The following is an 18354-nucleotide window of genomic DNA, read 5'->3' as shown; positions in this document are numbered from 1 at the left end:
TTGCTGGGCAGGAGACCGAGCCATGACAACCATCGAACGCCCCAAGATCGTATCCGAGGCCTTTGGCGATCCGGCAAACCCGCCGCTGTTGCTGATCATGGGAGCGATGGCCTCCATGCTCTGGTGGCCGCAGGCGCTGTGCCGGAAACTGGCCGATGCCGACCTGTTCGTGATCCGCTATGACAATCGCGATACCGGCTGCTCGACCAAATATCCGCCGGGAGAGCCGCCTTATACATTCGATGACATGGCCGACGACGCGATGCGTGTTCTCGACGACCACGGCGTTGGCAAGGCACATGTTGTCGGCATGTCGATGGGCGGTATGATCGCGCAGCTTGTGGCCCTCAAGCACCCGTCCCGTGTCGCTTCGCTGATCGTCATCAGCAGCTCGCCCCTGGGGATCGACACCTCGCAACTGCCTCAGACGAGCGATGCCTATATCAAGCATTCGGCTGAGGGCGCGAAAGTCGATTGGTCGAACCGTGGCCAGGTGGTCGATTTCATCGTCAAGGACGCGCAGGCGATCGCCAGCACCGTGCACCCATTTGATGAGGCCCAGATGCGGGCTTTTGTCGAGCACGATTATGACCGCTCCGGTGGCCTGCTGAGCGCGACCAATCACTTCATGCTTAGGGGTGGCGATGCGTGGAAGGGCCGCGTGCACGAGATGACGGCGTCACTGCTGGTCATCCATGGCACGGCGGATCCGATCTTTCCGGTCGAGCACGGCGAGGCGCTGGCCGAGGCTGTCGCCGGCGCCAAAATTCTTCGGATCACAGGCGGCGGCCACGAGTTGCATCCGGACGACTGGACGGTGATGGTCGCCGCCATCGTCGATCACACTCAAGCCAATTGAGCCATCCTGCACGGGCCTTGACGAGCCAGGCCTGTCGCAATAGTTAAGTAAATGCTTCAGTGTTTTATTCTGGCAAGCAGCACGGCAGCGACCACCGACGCATCCTGAAACAGACGAGCAAAAAATGTCCCTGACGCTTCATTTCCATCCACTGGCCTCCTTCTGCTGGAAGCCGTTGATCGCGCTGTATGAGAACGGCATACCGTTCACGCCGGTCATCGTCGATCTCGGCGATACCGAGTCGCGCACGGCCTTCCTGAAGATTTCGCCGACCGGCAAGATGCCGGCCCTGAGCGACGATGCGCGCGACCGCACGGTGCTGGAATCGACCATCGTCGTCGAATATCTGGCCGCGTACTATCCGGGGCCGGTCGACCTCGTCCCGGCCGACATCGACCTGGCGCTGGCAGTCCGGCAGGCTGATCGCTTCTATGATTTCTATGTTCAGGAGCCGATGCAGAAGATCGTCGGCGACCGGTTGCGGCCGCAGGACAAGACCGACCCGTTCGGCGTCGAGCAGGCCCGCGCCCAGTTGCGCAACTCCTACGCCATCCTCGAAGAGGACATGCAGACGAAGAACTGGGCGATCGGCGACGCCTTCAGCATGGCCGATTGCTCGGCGTCTCCCGCACTGTTTTATGCCAACAAGGTCGAGCCGTTCGGCGACAAGTATCCTGCCGTAAAACGATACCATGACCGCCTGGTGCAGCGCGCGGCTTTCGCCCGCGTGATCGAGGAGGCGCAGCCCTACTTCAAGTTCTTCCCCTACAACAACGGCTGATCGCAATGCTGCACGATCCTGCCCAGATCGATCTGATGTTCCAGGCGCTCGCCGATCCGGCGCGGCGGCAGATGGTCGACCGGCTGTCGCGCGGCCCGGCCTCGGTCAGCCAGCTCGCCGAGCCGCTGGCGATGTCGCTGTCGGCCGTCGTCCAGCATCTGAACCTGCTGGAGGCAAGCGGCCTCGTGCGCACGCAGAAGCTTGGCCGGGTGCGCACCTGCCAGATCGAACCCAAAGCATTAAGAGCGGCCGAACACTGGATCAATGAACGGCGTCTTGCCTGGGAACGCCGGCTGGATCGGCTCGGCGATTTTCTGGCCGAGACTGGCGATGACACCGAAGGAAACTGAAGGAGCCCATCATGACCGAACATTCCGTCGTCCATTCCACCTTCGTCATCGAGCGCAGCTACCCAGCGTCGCCCGCAAAAGTCTATTTTGCGCTGAGCAATCCGGCCGCCAAGCGGCGCTGGTTCGCCGACCCCGACAATCCGATGACCCACAGGCACGAAATGGATTTCCGCGTCGGCGGCAAGGAGGTCAATGCCGGCGGGCCGAAGGATGGTCCGATCCACGTCTTCAACGCCGTCTACCAGGACATCGTGCCGGACCAGCGCATCGTCTACAGCTACGAGATGCTGTTTGGCGAAGCCCGCATTTCGGTGTCGCTGACGACGATCGAACTCCTTGCCGAGGGCAACGGCACGCGTCTTGTGATGACGGAACAGGGCGCCTTCCTCGATGGCCACGACACGCCAGCCACACGCGAACATGGCACAGGCGAGCTGCTCGACGCGCTCGGCGCTGTCTTGCGCAAGGAAGCTTGAACTACGAGGTGAGTGTTGCCGATGCTGCGGGCCGTCAGGCTTGCCAGAACTGATCGAGCCAGATGTTGAGTTTGAGGAAGCCGGGATTGCTCACTGTATAGACGCGCCTGGTGCCTTCGGCCTTGGCGTTGACCAGCCCGGCATCGAGCAGCACTTTCAAATGTTGCGAAACGGCCGGGCGCGATACGGGCAAACCCGCGGCCAGTTCGTTGACGGTTTTCGGGCCGCGTCGAAGTTCTTCCAGAAGATGGCGCCGGTTGGGGTCGGCAATCGCCATGAAGGCGTCGGAAAACATCATGCCTTTATTAGTGAGGCAAAGCCTCTCGAATCTCAACTGTCTGCTTCTGCTTTTCTTCTGGGATCAAGCCGCAATGCTTCCGGCGTCACCGAACGGTCGGCCGGCTGCGTCTTGAAGGCGTCACGATCGCCGATCGGCACCGGAGCGCGCCGGCTGATGCGCAGCAGCGTATAGCCCGCCAGGCAGAGATGCGCGAAAGCGGTCGCCAGGAACAGGCCTTCCGGGCGCATCCAGCCCATCAAGGCGGCTGCCAGCAGAGGTCCGATCATCGTGCCGAAGCCGTAGAGCAGAAGCAGGCCGCCCGACACCTTGACGAAATCCTCGGCGCGGGCGTGATCGTTGGCATGCGCCACCGCGATCGAATAGAGCGTATAGGCGAAGGCGCCATAGGCGGCGGTGAAGACGATGACGAAGACGCTGGAGCGTGGCTCGAACAGGAAGATGGCAAGCGCAAACAAGGCCGCGCCGAAGGCAGCACCCGCCAGCACGAAACGCCGGTCGGTCTTGTCCGAGAGACGCCCGGCCGGAAGCTGCATGGCGGCACCGGCAACGACCACCAGGCTCATCATCAAGGCGATCTCGGCCGTGGGAATGCCGATGCGGGCGCCATAGACAGCGCCCAGCGTGCCCCAGGCGCCGTTGGCGATGCCGATCAGGACGCAAGCGACAGCCGACACTGGCGAATTGGCATAAAGGCCTTTGACGTCGAGCGAGACATCCTGCAGCGGCTTGGGGTGGGAGGCGGTCGAAACCGCGGTCGGGAGCAGTGACAGGCAAAACAGGATGCCGGTGATCATGAACAGCGATGCCGATTTCACGTCGCCGCCGGCGACGATCATCTGTCCGCCCATGATCGAGGCATAGGTGACCATCATGTAGAGGCCAAAGACGGTGCCGCGGTTCTCGTTGGTGGCCTTCTCGTTCAGCCAGCTTTCGATGACCATGAACGCGCCGGCCATGGTGAAGCCGGTGAAGGCGCGCAGCAGGATCCAGACATATTCGTCGATGATCAGCCCGGTGAGCAGCGCCACGATGGCGCCCGACGCGGCGAAGGCGCCGAACGCGCGCACATGCCCGGCGCGGCGCACGATGCGCGGTGCAAAGAAACAGCCGGTGACGAAGCCGCCGGCCCAGGCCGTGCCCATCAGGCCGAGCGATGCGGTCGAGAAGCCTTCCAACTGACCGCGCAGGGGCAACAGCAGCCCGTGCAATCCAGACGCCGCGAGCAGAAAGGCGGTGCCGCGAAGCAGCGAGAGGATCGGTCGGTAGGTTGCGAACATTGTTTGATCCGGCTCGGGTTGGCGGGGGACGCTGGGTCTGAAGACAGTCGCATTCGGGCTTTTCGGCGGCGAGCCTTTGCGCCCGCCTCTATTCGCGGCGGAAGAGTGCTTCGGCGGCCGATTTGGTGCTGTCCTTGGCCTTGAGCTCGTTTTCCAGGCGGGTGATCTCATCGCGCAGGATGCCGATCCGTTCGGTCAATTCACCAACCGAAAGCAGCGACAGGTCCTGCCCGATCTCGTGCGGGCGCGCCTTCTTCTTGGGTTCGTCGTCGAAGATCGCCATCGTCGCTCCTCCCAGATTGGCCATTTGCCTGATTTGGCAATCAGCATACATAGGGCACGGGCGTCGATGCAAACAGCCGATCGGATAACGGCGAGGAAAGACAGGAAATCTCATGGCGAGCGGACAGAAAGTTCCGGCAAGAATGACGGCCATCGCGATCTCGGAGCCGGGCGGCCCCCGGGTGCTGAAACCCGAAACGCGCGACGTGCCGCAGCCCGGCCCCGGCGAGATCCTGATCAAGGTGCATGCCGCCGGCGTCAACCGACCCGACATCCAGCAGCGCAAGGGCGCCTATCCGCCGCCGCCCGGCGCATCCGACCTGCCCGGCCTCGAGGCCTCGGGCGAAGTGGCCGCTCTTGGCGATGACATATCGCGCTGGCGCATCGGCGACCGCGTCTGCGCGCTCACGCCCGGCGGCGGCTATGCCGAATATGTCAAGGTTCACGCCGGCAGCGTGCTGCCGCTGCCGGCCGGCTTTACCCACACCGAAGCCGCGGCGGTGCCGGAAAACTACTTCACCGTCTGGCACAATGTGTTCGAGCGCGGCGGCCTGAAAAGCGGCGAGACGCTGCTCGTCCATGGCGGCTCGTCCGGCATCGGCACCACGGCGATCCAGCTTGCCTCGGCTTTCGGCGCCTATGTCATCACCACCGCCGGCAGCAAGGAGAAATGCGACGCGTGCCTGAAGCTGGGCGCCGACCGGGCGATCAACTATCGCGAGGGGGATTTCGTCGCCGCGGTCAAGGAGGCGACCGGAGGCAAAGGCGCAAATGTCATCCTCGACATGGTTGGCGGCGACTATGTGGCACGCAACTACGAGGCCGCGGCGATTGAGGGTCGTATTGTGCAGATTGCCGTGCAGGCCGGCGCCGTGGCGAGCGCCGACTTCTCGAAGATCATGGTCAAGCGGCTGACCCACACAGGGTCGACGCTGAGGCCGCGCACCGTCGAATTCAAGGCAGCGATCGCGGCAGCGCTGGAGGCGCAGGTGTGGCCGTTGCTCGGCACGCGCAAGGTCGCTCCCGTCATGGACATGATCTTCCCGCTCAGCGAGGCCTGGCGGGCGCATGAGCGCATGGAAGAGGGCGAGCATATCGGCAAGATCGTGCTCGACGTCGGCTAGGCCGTATCGATATTCAGGTGATGCCGGCCTGCAAATGGCGGCTTCCTGCGCCTCCGGTGCTCACGTACTTTAAGTACGCTCCGCTCCGGTTCTCGGAAACCACCATTTTCGACTCGGCCTGACCTGAATCTCGACACGTCCCCGGCGTGCGTCTCGCTGCCTACAAGATGAACAGAGGCTTAATGATGCAATGCAGCATTTGCATCATTGCTATGCAAAATCGGCCGTTCAAGTCCTGATCGATGATGACTATTTGAGCATCACCGAAACGAACAACCCATTTGGAGGACTACCATGAACCCGATCCGCGCTTTTCGTAACTGGCGCATGTACACCGAGACCGTGCGCGAACTGAACCGTCTCAACGCACGTCAGCTCAACGATCTCGGCATCAACCGCGCCGACATCGAAAAGATCGCCCGCAGGACCATCTGAAGTCGAGCACGGTCCGCTCCGAGCGGACCATGCACGAGAAGCCAGAGCCGCATCAGACGGATTTCCGTCGCGGTTCCGAGCCCGCTGGACCCAGTCCGGCGGGTTTTGTCGTTTTGGGGGTCGGGCGGCGAGACGGGATCGACCGCGGCCTCAGTCAGCAAAGCCAGCTTGTCGCTGCTCAAGAGCGCGGAGCCGTTCCGGTCGTCGCGAGCGACGGTTTCTGGCCGACGACATCCAAAAACATTGCGAAGCGGCGATGGAGCGGCTATATAGGCCGCGAATTTCCCATTTTGGTGGCTCTAAACCACCGCCCGCGCGGGAACGCGGGCGAACGAGAAGGATTTTTAAAATGGCCAATACGCTGCTGATGCCCAAGGCGACCGCCGTCTGGCTGGTCGACAACACCGCGCTTTCTTTCGAGCAGATCGCGCAGTTCTGCGGGCTGCATCCGCTCGAGGTCAAGGCCATCGCCGACGGCGAATCGGCGCAAGGCATCAAGGGCATGGACCCGATCATGACCGGCCAGCTGACCCGCGACGAGATCGCGCGCGCCGAAAAGGACCCCAACCAGCGCTTGAAACTTTCGGACCCCAAGGTGCGGGTGCCGGAATCCAAGCGCAAGGGTCCGCGCTACACGCCGCTGTCGAAGCGCCAGGATCGGCCGAATGCCATTCTGTGGCTGGTGCGCAACCATCCCGAACTGAAGGACGCGCAGATTTCGCGCCTCGTTGGCACCACCAAGTCGACGATCGAGCAGATCCGCGAGCGCAAGCACTGGAACTCGGCCAATCTGCAGCCGATGGACCCGGTGACGCTGGGCCTCGCTTCGCAGATCGACCTCGACATGGAAGTCAACCGCGCTTCGCGTGGTCGCGAGCAGGCACAGCCGGTCGGCGACACGCTGCTGCCGGCGGCCTTGACCGAGCGGCTGGTGCCGACTCCGGAGAAACCGAAGGACGAGGATGCCGAGCTCGACGCCAACGCCGTCTTCGCCAAGCTCTCGGCCTTGAAGTCCAAGAACACTGATAACGACGACGAGTGATATCTCCGACAATCCAACAAAAAAGCCCGCTTCGAGCGGGCTTTTTTGTGCGGTCCGGCAGTCTCAGAGGGTTCGTCGTTTCACGGAAACGCAGAACCGCTCTATCTCTTTGTTTTGACGCAATTCCCTAAGGGAAAGCGCTATGCGCTTTTCCCGGGAAAAACCGTTTCACACTTTTCCTGGAATTGCTCTAGGTCCGCGCCGCGCGGTCCGGTGCCATGCCGTAATCCTCGCTGCGCTCCACTGCCCGGTAGAAGTCGGCAAGCTGCTTGCCGCGTTCCGGCTTGAAGATGCGGCCGGCGATGACCACCGAAGCGATGCGATCGATGCGGAAGGCGCGAAAATCGTCGCGCATCTCGCACCAGGCAACCAGCGTCCACACCTTGCCCCAGAACCACAGGCCGAGCGGACGGATATCACGGGCGGTGCCGCGGCCGGCCTCGTCGCAATAGTCGATGGTCAGCACCTGGCGCTTTTCGACCGCACGCTCGATCAGGTCGATCGCCTCGCGGGCGGCGTCGCTGACCACCCACATCGGCGTGTGGATCTCGGTGCGGGCGATGCGGTCCTTCTCGGCATCCGGCAGCACCGCACCGATCTTGACCAGCGCCTCGTCGGCCGCCCTCGCCATGGCGGCGCCGCCAAAGGCGCGCACCATGCGGGCGCCGGCAACCAGCGCGACGATCTCGTCACGCGTGAACATCAGCGGCGGAAGGTCGAAACCCTCCCTCATCATGTAGCCAACGCCGGCCTCGCCGTCGATCGGCACTCCGGTCGACTGCAGGTCGGCGATATCGCGGTAGATGGTTCGCTCGGAAACCTCGAGCCACGTGCCGAGCTTCTGAGCGGTGACCAGACGGCCACCACGCAGATGCTGCACGATCTGGAAGAGCCTGTCGGCGCGGCGCATTGGTTGGTCCCTCGGCGTTGTTTCTATGCATGTCGCCCAAAACCGGTCTCCATTTTTGGGCGACGCGCATTGTGGTTTTGCGCTTGCCGTCATCCCAAAACCGCAGAACACTTTTGGGCGGCATGCATTATGGTTTCAGCCCTTCGCGCTTGCGCTGCGCGGCGACGAATGCCGCGCCAAAGGACAGTTTTCTCGTGGTCGGCGTGTTCGCATCGAGCACGCACCAGAACGGCGCGATGTCGCTCAGTGTCATGCCGCGCTCGAGATCCTCGTTGGCGGCCTCGGCAACAGTGCGCAGATGATAGCCGATGGTAACCGGGCATGTCACTTCGGCGCCATGCTCGATGGCAAGTGCCGTGCGCAGCGCACGGACATCCATCTCGACGCCTTCCGAAATCGAGCGGATGAAATCATCGACCTGACGAGCTGTCGGCACCAGCATCGGCTGGCCCTCGACGACATCGGCCATCGTGCGCGGCGTCGGCTTCACGCCGTTGATACCTTGTGCGTTCAATCTGTCGTTCCAGCTCTTCATCGATCGTCCTCTCGTCGATGCACAGCATCTCGATTTCGCACCATTGCACGTTCCTCCTGACAACATACTGTCAGGAGGCTTCAGCATACTCCTTGGCGAACAGCGTCCGCATCTGCGCGAGATCGCTGCCTCTTTCCGGATAGAGCGTCTTCAGAAAGGCAAGCGCGAAGGTGCCCGGCGCTGAGCCTGGCGCGGAAACGACCGCGCCGTCGGCCACGGCGTGCGGCACGTCCTGATAGTTGCTTTCGCCGGCATAGCCGGCTTCGTGGCGGTTGATCCAGTCGCGGCCATTGCTGGTGTGCCTGGCCTGCTCGAACAGGCCGGCCCGGGCCAACGCCAGCGTGCCGGCACAGATACCGCCGACCACGCCGCCGCGCGACGCAACGGATGTGAGCAATTCTGCCGCATCCGGCGGCGCCTTGCCTGCCCACTGGTCGGAGCCGATCACAGCGATGGCATCGAGATCAGCATTCTCACCGACTTCAGCAGAGCGATCGGGCGTCAGCCGAAAACCGCTCGTCCCGGTCACCGGCTTGCCATCGGGTGTCAGCGACACCGCGCGGGCGCCGAACCATTCGACCGCCGATGCCGCCAGCAAACCATATTCCCAGTCGGCAAAGCCTTCGATGAAAAGAAAGCCGATTGTCTTCTGTTCGGGCATGAGCTCGCTCCATCCCTCGCGCGCCAAACCTGCTATCTGGCCACTTATCTGGGCGTTGTGGCGCCCACATCCAACCGCTGTGTCGAAAAATTCGTCTCAATTGCCGCGATGGCGACGTTCCGAATACATGTCCGGCCAGCCGATATCCTTGCGAAGGTCCGCCGGCAGCGAGTTCATGAACCGCTGGGTGCGGATTTCGTTGCGCATCGTCCGGATCTTGCCGACATAGTGCTGCATGCCGCGCAGAATGGTAAAACCGTTCATGGCTAGTCTCCTCTCTCTGAATGGAGACACTATCGCATACCCCTCCTGACAGCAGTCTGTCAGGAGGGTGGCAGGGCGCGGACGATAGTTGCGATCGATGCTTCTTTTGAGGGAAGGCATCGTTTTCACGGCATCCAGACTAGCCAGCAACGGGCTCGGCCGGCTGAGATTGTTCACCCCTCGAATATCGATCGAGGGTCCACTGTTCAGTCTCCGGCGACGGTCTGTCAGGATACGCGGCCTTCAGCAACGAGGCCGCAGTTCTGATATGGAAGGAGAAAATTCTTCCCCAAAAACAGGGAGACGACCATGAGCCTGCAACTGACAGGGATCCACCATCTGACCGCCATCACCGCCAATGCGCCTGGAAATCTCCATTTCTACACAAAGGTGCTGGGCTTGCGGCTGGTTAAGAAGACGGTGAACCAGGACGACACCTCGGCCTACCACCTCTTCTATGCCGACGGCGAAGCGACACCGGGCACCGACCTTACCTTCTTCGACTGGCCGGTTGGCCGCGAGCGGCGCGGCACCCACAGCATCGTGCGGACCAGCCTCAGGGTCGGCAGCCAGCAAAGCCTTGCCTGGTGGAAGCAGCGCCTGACCGACGAAAACATCGTGGCGAGCGAGACCGCCGACATCGGCGGCTACCTCTGTCTGGATTTCGAGGATCCCGAGGGCCAGCGTCTGCGCCTCGTCAGCGATGGCGGCAAGGGCGACAGTCATCCCTGGGCGCAAAGCCCGGTGCCGGCCGAGCACCAGATCCGCGGGCTCGGGCCAATTGTCATCAGCGTTCCCGACAGCACCAACACCGAGGCGGTGGTGACGCAAGTGATGAACATGCGCAAGGCCCGCGACTATGCCTCGCCGGAAGGTCAGGTTCACGTCTTCGAAATGGGCGAGGGCGGGCCGGCGGCGGAGCTTCATGTCCTGGTGCAGCCGGGACTGGCGCCCGCAAGGCAAGGTGCCGGTGCGGTCCATCACGTCGCCTTCAGGGCGCCGGACCAGGAGACGCTGCATCAATGGACGGCGCGGCTGGCCGAATTCCGGCTGCCGTCGAGCGGTGAGGTCGAGCGCTACTACTTCCGTTCGCTCTATTTCCGTGAGCCGAACGGCATCCTGTTCGAGATCGCCACCGACGGACCGGGGTTCACGGCCGACGAGCCGCTCGAGACGCTTGGTGAAAAACTGGCCCTGCCGCCGTTCCTCGAACCGAAGCGCGCTTCGATCGAGGCCGGCCTCAAGCCGCTGAAATAGATCGTTCCTCAGTCAAGGCGGGCGCCGCGTTCCGGTTCGGGATCGCGGCGCCCATTCTTTCCCCGGCGACGAACGACGTGCTTTGACAGTCGGCCGCGTTGCTGGTCAAAGGCGTCATGTCGAAACTCCTCGCGCTCGTCATTGTTGGCATCATGGTCATCCAGCTGATCAAGCCGCTCGGCTGGCCGGGGCTGAAACGGCGTAGCGATTTCTGGAAGCTGGCGCTGCTGGCGATGGCGGCGATTTCCATAACAGCCGTGCTCGGACACTGGACATAGGCCTGCGCCAAGCAGGCCCGGCTCAGTTCAGCTGGCGAGCACCTGGCCGACGAGATGCTCGGCCCAGGCCCGGTAGCCGGCTTCCGAGGCATGAAATCCGTCGGAGGCAAAACCCTCTTCAGGATTTGTGATCGGCAGGCGCGGCGCCGGCACTGCGCCGCGCTCCAGGCAAAGGCGCTCGCCCATCCGGTTCATCTCGGTGGCACGAATCTCAAGGATTTTTCCCAGCAGCGACGGCATCGCCGGCGCCCGCGTGAACTCCAGCACCGGCGACCACACTACGCGCGCTTCCGGCCATTTGGCGCGCAGCGCATAGAGCAGGCCGCCGAACTCCCTCTTGAAGCGCGGCACCGAGTGAAAATTCTTGGTGTCGTTGGTGCCGATGGCGAGCACGATATGCGTCCACGGATCCGCCGACAGATTGGGCAGGACATGGTCGCGGATCTGGCCCGACGTTGCCGAATTGAAGCCGGCGGCCCGCCAGCGCACGGCGCGGCCGGTGTTTTGCGAAATCAGCACGGCGAGTTGCGCGGCAAGCCCGTTTTCCGAATTACCGATGCCGACCGAAGCGGCCGAGGAATCCCCCAGCACCAGAAGCGAGATCGCCGGCGCATTGCCCGAGAGATCGTGCATGACCGGTCCCTGAGCCGGCAGCATGCGCGTGGTGCGGCGGCGCACGCCGAGGCCTTGCCAGACATAGACCGGGTAGGCGAGCCAGGTGAGGAGGGCGAGAAGGCGCTGCATGCGCACCCTTTAGCGCATGTTGCGCCGGAGGTGAACGACCGGCGGCTGGCCACCGCGCTATCTGCCTGTTTTGACGCAATTCCCTAAGGGAAAGCGCTATGCGCTTTTCCCGGGAAAACCGTTTCACTTTTCCTGGAATTGCTCTAGTCGCAACAGGTCTCCTGCGCTCCCGACCGGTCACCGTATTCATCATGCAGCCGCACCCAATCCATCAGGCCGTGATAGGGACCGGTTTCGTTGCGGCCCTTCGGCGTCATGTCGAGATAATCATACGTGCCGATCAGCGCCTCGCCGCCGCGGGCGCGCGACATGAAGGTGAGGAAGATGTCGCCGTTCTCCTCTCGGTAGAAAACACTGGTGCCGGGAAGCTCCTTCGACGTCCGGGGGCGGGCCTCGAAATTGTAGGTGGTGTCGCCAGCGGCGATCTGCTTGTCGGTGAAGGAGACCTGCATGTCGAAGTTGAAATCCGAGGCATAGGACGACACCCAGTCGAACTTCCAGCCCATGCGCTGTTTGTAGGGCAGAAGTTCAGCCAGCGGTGCCCGCGAGATCACGACCAGTGACACGTCGTGATGTCTGAGATGCCGGTTGGCGCCGTCGATATGGTCGGCAAGGAACGAGCAGCCCTCGCAGTGATGGTTGCACCCCGGCCCGAACATGAAGTGATAGACGATCAACTGGCTGTTGCCAGCAAACAGGTCGGCCAGTTTCTTCGGTCCTTGCTCGGTCTCAAAGACATAGTCCTTTCGGATCTTCAGCCAGGGCAGTTCACGCCGCTCAGTGCAGATGCGTTCGCGAAGCCGCGTCAGTTCCTTCTCGCGGGCCAGATGCGCCTTGTGCGCCTGGAACCAGTCTTCACGCGAAACGACCTTGTTGCGATGCATGAACCTCTCCCTGTCTGTCATCCCAAGGACGGTCGGGACGGGCGAAAACCGACATCGCCGGAGAGGAAATAAGGACGCAGGCGCTCCGTCCCAAGCCCAGGCAAGCCACAAACAAAAAACCCGGGCGCAATGGCCCGGGTTCGAAGGAATACGGAAAAGCCCCGATCAGGCAGCCTGTTCCAGGCTCGCCTTCCATTTTCCAAGTGCTGCCAGATGGTTCATATGGGCGCGGTGGGTGAAGGCGGCCTGGCCGGCGGCGATGTTCGAGGCCTTGCCGCTCCAGGCTTTCTGCGGCGCGGCCTGCAGGGCGCGGCCATAGGAGAAGGTCAGCTTCCACGGGTGCGGCCCGATGGCGTTGATGGCGTTGAGGTTGGCGGTCGCTTCCTCGTCCTCCTGGCCGCCGGAGAGGAAGGCGATGCCCGGCACCGCTGCCGGCACGGTCTCGCGGAACAGTTTTATGGTCATTTCCGCGACTTCTTCCGGGCTGCTCACCTTGCCCGATTTCTTGCCGGCCAGCACCATGTTGGGCTTCAGGATCGTGCCTTCAAGCACGACGCGCGCCGCATGGAGCTCGTCATAGAGATTGATCAGCGTCGCCTTCGAAATCGCATAGCAGGTGTCGATGTCGTGGGCGCCGTCCATCAGCACTTCCGGCTCGACGATCGGCACGATGCCGGCTTCCTGGCAAAGCGCTGCATAGCGGGCGAGCGCATGGGCGTTCGAGCTGATCGAATTGGCCGAAGGCACGCCCTTGCCGGTGTCGATGTCGATCACCGCACGCCATTTGGCGAAGCGGGCGCCGAGTTTGTAATAGTCGGCAAGGCGCTCGCGCAGGCCGTCGAGTCCCTCGGTGACGGTGTCGCCGGGAAAACCGGCCAGCGGCTTGGCGCCGGCATCGACCTTGATGCCGGGGATGGCTCCGGCCGCCTTGATGATGTCGACCAGCGGTGTGCCGTCGGTGGCCTTCTGGCGGATCGTCTCGTCGTAGAGGATGACACCGGAAATGTACCGGGTCATGGCCTCCCTGGCGCGGAACATCATCTCGCGGTAGTCGCGGCGGCTGTCGGCGGTCGATTCGACGCCGATGACGTCGAAACGCTTCTTGATGGTGCCGGAACTTTCGTCGGCGGCCAGCAGGCCCTTGCCATCAGCCACGATCGCGGCGGCAATGTCTTCGAGACGTTCGCTCATTCTGCTTCTCCTGAAACGGTTGCTTTCCGCGCTTAACGGAAGTCTACCGCCAAAGGAATGGCATCGGAAAGCTCGAATCGATTGAAAGTCCTAGGCGCCCTTTATGTTGATCGAGTTGTTTGTTTTAGCCGCATTTCTGCCACGCCAGGCGTTTCCGCCTGGCTGCAAAATGCTTTAGCGCTTCAGCACGTCGACGCCGGGCAGCGGCTTGCCTTCCATCCATTCCAGGAAAGCGCCACCGGCGGTCGAGACATAGGTGAAGTCGTCGGCGACACCGGCATGGTTGAGCGCCGCCACCGTATCGCCGCCGCCGGCAACTGAGACCAGCTTGCCGGCCTTGGTGCGCGCTGCCGCATGCTTCGCCGCGGCCACCGTCGCATGATCGAAGGGCGCGATCTCGAAAGCGCCGAGCGGGCCGTTCCAGACCAATGTCGCGGCGCGGTCGATCCATTCGCCAATGGTCTTTACCGTTTTGGCGCCGACATCGAGGATCATGCCGTCGGCCGGCACATCCGAGATGGCGACGGTCTCGCAGGCGGCACCCGCCTTGAATTCCTTTGCGACGACGCCGTCGACCGGCAGGATGATGGCGCAGCCGGCCTCGGCCGCCTCGATCATGATCTGCTTGGCAGTGGTGGCGAGATCATGCTCGCACAGCGATTTGCCGACATCGGTGCCGCGCGCGGCAAGGAAGGTGTTGGCCATGCCGCCGCCGATGACCAGCGCGTCGACCTTCTTCACCAGGTTCATCAACAGGTCGATCTTGGTCGAGACCTTGGCGCCGCCGACGATGGCAACCACCGGGCGGACCGGATTTCCCAGACCCTTCTCCAAGGCCTCGAGCTCGGCCTGCATGGTGCGGCCGGCAAAGGCCGGCAACAGGCGCGCCAGCCCCTCCGTCGAGGCGTGGGCGCGGTGCGCCGCGGAAAAGGCGTCGTTGACGAAGATGTCGCCACAGGCGGCGAGCCTTTCGGTGAAGGCCGGATCGTTCTTCTCCTCGGCCTTGTAGAAGCGGGTGTTTTCGAGCAGCAGCACGTCGCCCTTGTTCATGGCGGCGATGGCGCTTCCTGCCGTGTCACCGACGCAATCGCTGGCGAAGCCGACGGGGCGGCCGAGCACATCTGCCGCTGCCCTGGCGATCGGCTCCAGCGAGAATTCGGGCGAGGGGCCATCCTTGGGGCGGCCGAAATGGGCGAGCAGGATGACCTTGGCGCCCTTGCCGGACAGCTCGGCGATGGTCGGCGCGATGCGTTCGATGCGGGTAGCGTCGGTGACCTTGCCGTCGGCGACGGGCACGTTGAGGTCGACGCGCACCAGCACGCGCTTGCCGCTGATGTTGCCGATGTCGTCCAGGGTCTTGAAGGCGGCCATACGGGTTCCTTTCGCGAAAAATCGGGGGACCATACCCCGCGCCAACGATGATGCAAGGCTTAGGCTGGGTTCGAAACGAAATTTTGAAGTCGGTACCAAGGCTTGCCGGCAGGCGAATGAGGGGCGGCGCAAACGATCGCCGTGTCAGCTCTCGGTCGTTGCCTTTTCCGCCGCCGGTTCCGGCGCCGGTTTCTCGTCCACCCGCGCCTCTGCAATCTGCGTTTCAGCCGGCTTGCGCCAGTTGCGGATAAAGGCAGAGAGACGATCGCCGATTTCGCCGGCACTCAGGAAAACCGGCACCCGCGCCACCGGCGCGGTCGGCTCGAAGGAAAGGCCGAGGCCCATGATCTTGCCCTTGTCGTCGACGTCGCGGACGATCAGCTCGATCGGGCCGAGCAGCACGCGGTCGGCATATTCGGCATGGCCGCCGAGCCGCGCCGTGACCAGCGCGCCGACGGTGAGCTTTTGCTCCGCTTCGGTCAGGCCGGGCGTATAGGCGGCTTCCAGTTCGGCGGCGGAGCGCGCCGGGTCGACGGCGAAGGCGCCGAAGAAATCCGCATCCTCGGGATCGACCACGGCGCGGCTGGCGAACAGCTTGTCGAGCAGGCGCGGATAGCGATCCGGCACGAAGATATAGACCTGGTCGCCGGCGGCGAGCCTGCCCATGTCCTGGAAGCGCATCGAGCGCCCGTCGCGCAGCACCAGCGAGGGCCGTGCCCAGCGCGGGATGCGCTCGCCGCGCGCCACCGGACTGCCGTGTGCTACGCGATAGGCAAGAAGCTCGTGATGGGCCGAGCCCGGCAATTCCAGCTCGACCTTGTCCAGCGGGCCGAGCCGCGCCGGCACGATCAGACCCAGGCGGCGCGCCAGCGGTCCGACCGTCCAGCCCTGGATGACCAGCGACACCAGCACGATGATGAAGGCGGTGTTGAAGATGACACGGCCGTTTTCCAGCCCGCCGAGCAGCGGGGTGATGGCGAGCAGGATCGATACGGCGCCACGCAGGCCGACCCAGGAGACGAAGGCGACTTCGGGGCGGGGCAAGCGGAACGGGATCAGGCAGAGCCAGACTGCGATCGGCCGGGCGACAAACATCAGGAACAGGCCGAGCGCTACCGCTGGCACCATGATCGCCGGAAATTGCGACGGCGTCGCGAACAGGCCGAGGATCAGGAACATGATGATCTGCGCCAGCCATGACATGCCGTCCTGGAAGCGCTTGAGGATGGTGACGGCGCGGATGTCGGAATTGCCGGCGATCAGGCCGGCGAGATAGACCGCCAGGAAGCCCGAGCCGCCGATGGCGCCGGCGGCGGCAAAGACCATCAGCGACAGGGTCAGCACGAAGATCGGCAGCAGGCCGTGATCGAGGTTGAGCCGATCGACGAGGCGCACAATGGCGAGGCCGCCGAGCACGCCGACGACGGCGCCGAGGCCCATGTTGAGGACGAAGCCGAGGATCAGGCTGGTGACCAGGACATTGGCTTCAGGGTTGGCGTGGGCGGCGATGATTTCGACCAGCGTGATGGTCAGGAAGATGGCGATCGGGTCGTTGGTGCCGGATTCCACCTCAAGCGTGGAGCGCACGCGCTCGCGCAGATTGATCTCGCCGGCGCGCAGCAGGAAGAACACCGCCGCGGCATCGGTGGAGGCGACGGCGGCGCCGAGCAGGAAGGATTCCAGCCAGGTGAGGTCGAGCAGGTAGTGGGCGGCGGCGCCGAACAGGCCGGTGGTGAGAAGCACGCCAAAGGTCGCCAGCGACAGCGCCGGGCCTGCCGCCTGCCGCAAGGCGCTGAGCGGGGTGCCGAAACCGGAATCGAACAGGATGACGGCCAGCGCCAGTGAGCCGGCAAAATAGGCGATGCGGGCGTTGTCGAACTGGATGCCGAGGCCGTCGGTGCCTGTGGCCAATCCGATACAGAGAAACAGAAGCAGAAGCGGGGCGCCGAAGCGGAAGGCGATCAGGCTCGAAAACGCGGCGGCGACAACAAGCGCTGTGCCGACCAGCGTGACGAGATAGATCGCATGCTCCATCCTGAATCAGCCCCTCAAATTCGTCTGTCTCCTGGTTTACGGCAGAGTGGGGCGAAGACGTGACCAGTGCAAGGCGGCGGGGTGGTTTTTTGCCCTATGCTGCTGATTTTCGGGCGCTTTGGCGATCAGGACGCAATTTGGGAAGGCGCACGGCGCTCTCATGAAAAACGCCCGGACAAAGCCGGGCGTTTCAAGTCTCGAAAAGAAAGCCTTGCGATTAGGCGATGGTCTTGCCGAAGGCGACGGCGGTGTCGGACATGCGGTTGGAGAAACCCCACTCATTGTCGTACCAGGACAGCACCGAAACGAAGTTGCCGTCCATGACCTTGGTCTGGTCGAGCGCCATGATCGAAGACCGCGGATCGTGGTTGAAGTCGATCGAGACGTTCGGGTCATGGGTGACGCCGAGAATGCCCTTCAGCTTGCCTTTGGAAGCGGCGATGACCGCATCGTTGATCTCCTGGACGGTGGTCGGCCGCTTGGCGATGAACTTGAAATCGACGACCGAGACGTTCGGGGTCGGCACGCGGATCGAGATGCCGTCGAGCTTGCCCTTGAGGTCGGGCAGCACCAGGCCGATCGCCTTGGCGGCACCGGTCGAGGTCGGGATCTGCGACAGGGCGGCGGCGCGGGCGCGGTAGAGATCCTTGTGCATGGTGTCCAGCGTCGGCTGGTCGCCGGTGTAGGAATGGATCGTCGTCATCATGCCCTTTTCGATGCCGACCGTCTCGTGCAGCACGGCAGCCAGCGGCGCCAGGCAGTTGGTGGTGCACGACGCGTTCGAGATGACGATGTGGTCCCTGGTCAGCTTGTCGTGGTTGATGCCGTAGACGACGGTGAGGTCGGCGCCTTCGGCGGGCGCGGAGACCAGCACGCGCTTGGCGCCGGCGGTCAGGTGCGCGACGGCCTTGTCGCGTGCGGTGAAGATGCCGGTGCATTCGAGCGCGATGTCGACGCCCAGTTCCTTCCAAGGCAGCTGCGTCGGATCCTTGATCGCGGTGACCTTGAACTTTTCCTTGCCGACGGTGATCTGGTCGCCGGAGACCGAGACTTCGTGCGGGAAGCGGCCATGCACGCTGTCGAAGCGCAAGAGATGGGCATTGGTCTCGACCGGGCCGAGATCGTTGACGGCGACGACGTCGATGTCCTTGCGGCCTGATTCATGGATGGCGCGCAGGATGTTGCGGCCGATGCGGCCGAATCCGTTGATGGCAACTCTGACGGTCATTTTTCTCTCCCGGGGAGCTGGAGGGCAGACGATGGGTCCGCAGCTTCATAGCGGCGGAAGCGGAAAGAAT

21 protein-coding genes and 1 pseudogene are annotated in these 18354 nt (G+C 63.3%); 9 read left to right on the top strand and 13 right to left on the bottom strand.

Annotation, left to right across the window (positions count from 1 at the left end):
- The first annotated feature begins 22 nt into the window (after nucleotides 1–22).
- The 4 genes from B5V02_RS12300 (at nucleotide 23) to B5V02_RS12285 (ending at nucleotide 2466) form a co-directional block, all read left to right on the top strand.
- Nucleotides 23–859, top strand: coding sequence for an alpha/beta fold hydrolase (locus tag B5V02_RS12300; RefSeq protein ID WP_111544447.1), 837 nt, complete (start codon nucleotides 23–25; stop codon nucleotides 857–859).
- Nucleotides 860–983: 124 nt separating this feature from the next.
- Nucleotides 984–1640, top strand: coding sequence for a glutathione S-transferase family protein (locus B5V02_RS12295; RefSeq protein ID WP_111544446.1), 657 nt, complete (start codon nucleotides 984–986; stop codon nucleotides 1638–1640).
- A gap of 5 nt (nucleotides 1641–1645) precedes the next feature.
- Nucleotides 1646–1990, top strand: coding sequence for an ArsR/SmtB family transcription factor (locus B5V02_RS12290; RefSeq protein WP_111544445.1), 345 nt, complete (start codon nucleotides 1646–1648; stop codon nucleotides 1988–1990).
- 11 nt (nucleotides 1991–2001) lie between these two features.
- Nucleotides 2002–2466, top strand: a complete 465-nt coding sequence (locus B5V02_RS12285) for an SRPBCC family protein (protein WP_111544444.1) — start codon at nucleotides 2002–2004, stop codon at nucleotides 2464–2466.
- 34 nt (nucleotides 2467–2500) lie between these two features.
- Here the strand turns inward: B5V02_RS12285 and B5V02_RS12280 are convergent, their stop codons facing one another.
- From B5V02_RS12280 to B5V02_RS12270, 3 genes and pseudogenes are all read right to left on the bottom strand, one after another.
- On the bottom strand, nucleotides 2501–2764 hold the full coding sequence (locus B5V02_RS12280) for an ArsR/SmtB family transcription factor (RefSeq protein WP_111544443.1): 264 nt from the start codon (nucleotides 2762–2764) through the stop codon (nucleotides 2501–2503).
- Between the two features lie 32 nt (nucleotides 2765–2796).
- A pseudogene (locus B5V02_RS12275) lies at nucleotides 2797–4059 on the bottom strand (MFS transporter); the annotation flags it as partial.
- 73 nt (nucleotides 4060–4132) lie between these two features.
- A complete protein-coding gene (locus B5V02_RS12270) occupies nucleotides 4133–4327 on the bottom strand; it encodes a DUF1192 domain-containing protein (RefSeq protein ID WP_111544541.1) in 195 nt (64 codons plus the stop codon).
- 112 nt (nucleotides 4328–4439) lie between these two features.
- Here B5V02_RS12270 and B5V02_RS12265 point away from each other — a divergent pair, with 112 nt between their 5' ends.
- From B5V02_RS12265 to B5V02_RS12255, 3 genes are all read left to right on the top strand, one after another.
- A complete protein-coding gene (locus B5V02_RS12265; protein ID WP_111544441.1) occupies nucleotides 4440–5450 on the top strand; it encodes an NAD(P)H-quinone oxidoreductase in 1011 nt (336 codons plus the stop codon).
- Between the two features lie 294 nt (nucleotides 5451–5744).
- Nucleotides 5745–5885, top strand: a complete 141-nt coding sequence (locus B5V02_RS12260; RefSeq protein ID WP_111544440.1) for a DUF1127 domain-containing protein — start codon at nucleotides 5745–5747, stop codon at nucleotides 5883–5885.
- A 349-nt stretch (nucleotides 5886–6234) separates the two neighbouring features.
- A complete protein-coding gene (locus tag B5V02_RS12255; protein WP_111544439.1) occupies nucleotides 6235–6927 on the top strand; it encodes a DUF1013 domain-containing protein in 693 nt (230 codons plus the stop codon).
- Nucleotides 6928–7117: 190 nt separating this feature from the next.
- On the opposite strand, the gene B5V02_RS12250 is transcribed toward B5V02_RS12255, so the two are convergent.
- The 4 genes from B5V02_RS12250 to B5V02_RS12235 form a co-directional block, all read right to left on the bottom strand.
- Nucleotides 7118–7837 (bottom strand): helix-turn-helix transcriptional regulator, encoded by a 720-nt coding sequence (locus B5V02_RS12250; RefSeq protein ID WP_095089366.1) that lies wholly within the window; start codon nucleotides 7835–7837, stop codon nucleotides 7118–7120.
- Between the two features lie 127 nt (nucleotides 7838–7964).
- Nucleotides 7965–8372, bottom strand: coding sequence for a hypothetical protein (locus B5V02_RS12245; protein WP_111544438.1), 408 nt, complete (start codon nucleotides 8370–8372; stop codon nucleotides 7965–7967).
- Between the two features lie 70 nt (nucleotides 8373–8442).
- A complete protein-coding gene (locus tag B5V02_RS12240; protein WP_111544437.1) occupies nucleotides 8443–9033 on the bottom strand; it encodes a DJ-1/PfpI family protein in 591 nt (196 codons plus the stop codon).
- A gap of 96 nt (nucleotides 9034–9129) precedes the next feature.
- Complete coding sequence (locus B5V02_RS12235) at nucleotides 9130–9297, bottom strand: hypothetical protein (RefSeq protein WP_111544436.1); 168 nt, start codon at nucleotides 9295–9297, stop codon at nucleotides 9130–9132.
- Nucleotides 9298–9606: 309 nt separating this feature from the next.
- Here B5V02_RS12235 and B5V02_RS12230 point away from each other — a divergent pair, with 309 nt between their 5' ends.
- Nucleotides 9607–10554, top strand: coding sequence for a ring-cleaving dioxygenase (locus B5V02_RS12230; RefSeq protein WP_111544435.1), 948 nt, complete (start codon nucleotides 9607–9609; stop codon nucleotides 10552–10554).
- Nucleotides 10555–10670: 116 nt separating this feature from the next.
- On the top strand, nucleotides 10671–10832 hold the full coding sequence (locus B5V02_RS12225; RefSeq protein WP_082525434.1) for a hypothetical protein: 162 nt from the start codon (nucleotides 10671–10673) through the stop codon (nucleotides 10830–10832).
- 27 nt (nucleotides 10833–10859) lie between these two features.
- On the opposite strand, the gene B5V02_RS12220 is transcribed toward B5V02_RS12225, so the two are convergent.
- The 6 genes from B5V02_RS12220 to gap form a co-directional block, all read right to left on the bottom strand.
- A complete protein-coding gene (locus B5V02_RS12220) occupies nucleotides 10860–11576 on the bottom strand; it encodes an SGNH/GDSL hydrolase family protein (RefSeq protein WP_111544434.1) in 717 nt (238 codons plus the stop codon).
- Nucleotides 11577–11719: 143 nt separating this feature from the next.
- A complete protein-coding gene (locus B5V02_RS12215) occupies nucleotides 11720–12460 on the bottom strand; it encodes a DUF899 domain-containing protein (protein WP_111544540.1) in 741 nt (246 codons plus the stop codon).
- Nucleotides 12461–12625: 165 nt separating this feature from the next.
- Nucleotides 12626–13651: a class I fructose-bisphosphate aldolase gene (locus B5V02_RS12210; protein WP_111544433.1), complete on the bottom strand. Its 1026-nt coding sequence runs from the start codon at nucleotides 13649–13651 to the stop codon at nucleotides 12626–12628.
- A gap of 174 nt (nucleotides 13652–13825) precedes the next feature.
- On the bottom strand, nucleotides 13826–15022 hold the full coding sequence (locus B5V02_RS12205; RefSeq protein WP_111544432.1) for a phosphoglycerate kinase: 1197 nt from the start codon (nucleotides 15020–15022) through the stop codon (nucleotides 13826–13828).
- A gap of 144 nt (nucleotides 15023–15166) precedes the next feature.
- The gene (locus B5V02_RS12200) at nucleotides 15167–17056 is read right to left on the bottom strand and encodes a potassium/proton antiporter (RefSeq protein ID WP_111544431.1); all 1890 of its coding nucleotides are present in this window, start codon (nucleotides 17054–17056) and stop codon (nucleotides 15167–15169) included.
- Nucleotides 17057–17273: 217 nt separating this feature from the next.
- Nucleotides 17274–18284 (bottom strand): type I glyceraldehyde-3-phosphate dehydrogenase, encoded by a 1011-nt coding sequence (gap, locus tag B5V02_RS12195; RefSeq protein WP_111544430.1) that lies wholly within the window; start codon nucleotides 18282–18284, stop codon nucleotides 17274–17276.
- Between the last annotated feature and the right edge of the window lie 70 nt (nucleotides 18285–18354).

Origin of the sequence: Mesorhizobium kowhaii (assembly GCF_003253745.1) — a bacterium.
GTDB lineage: Bacteria > Pseudomonadota > Alphaproteobacteria > Rhizobiales > Rhizobiaceae > Mesorhizobium > Mesorhizobium kowhaii.
Note: the sequence above shows the minus strand (reverse complement) of the source record. Positions and strands in the feature narration are given on the sequence as shown.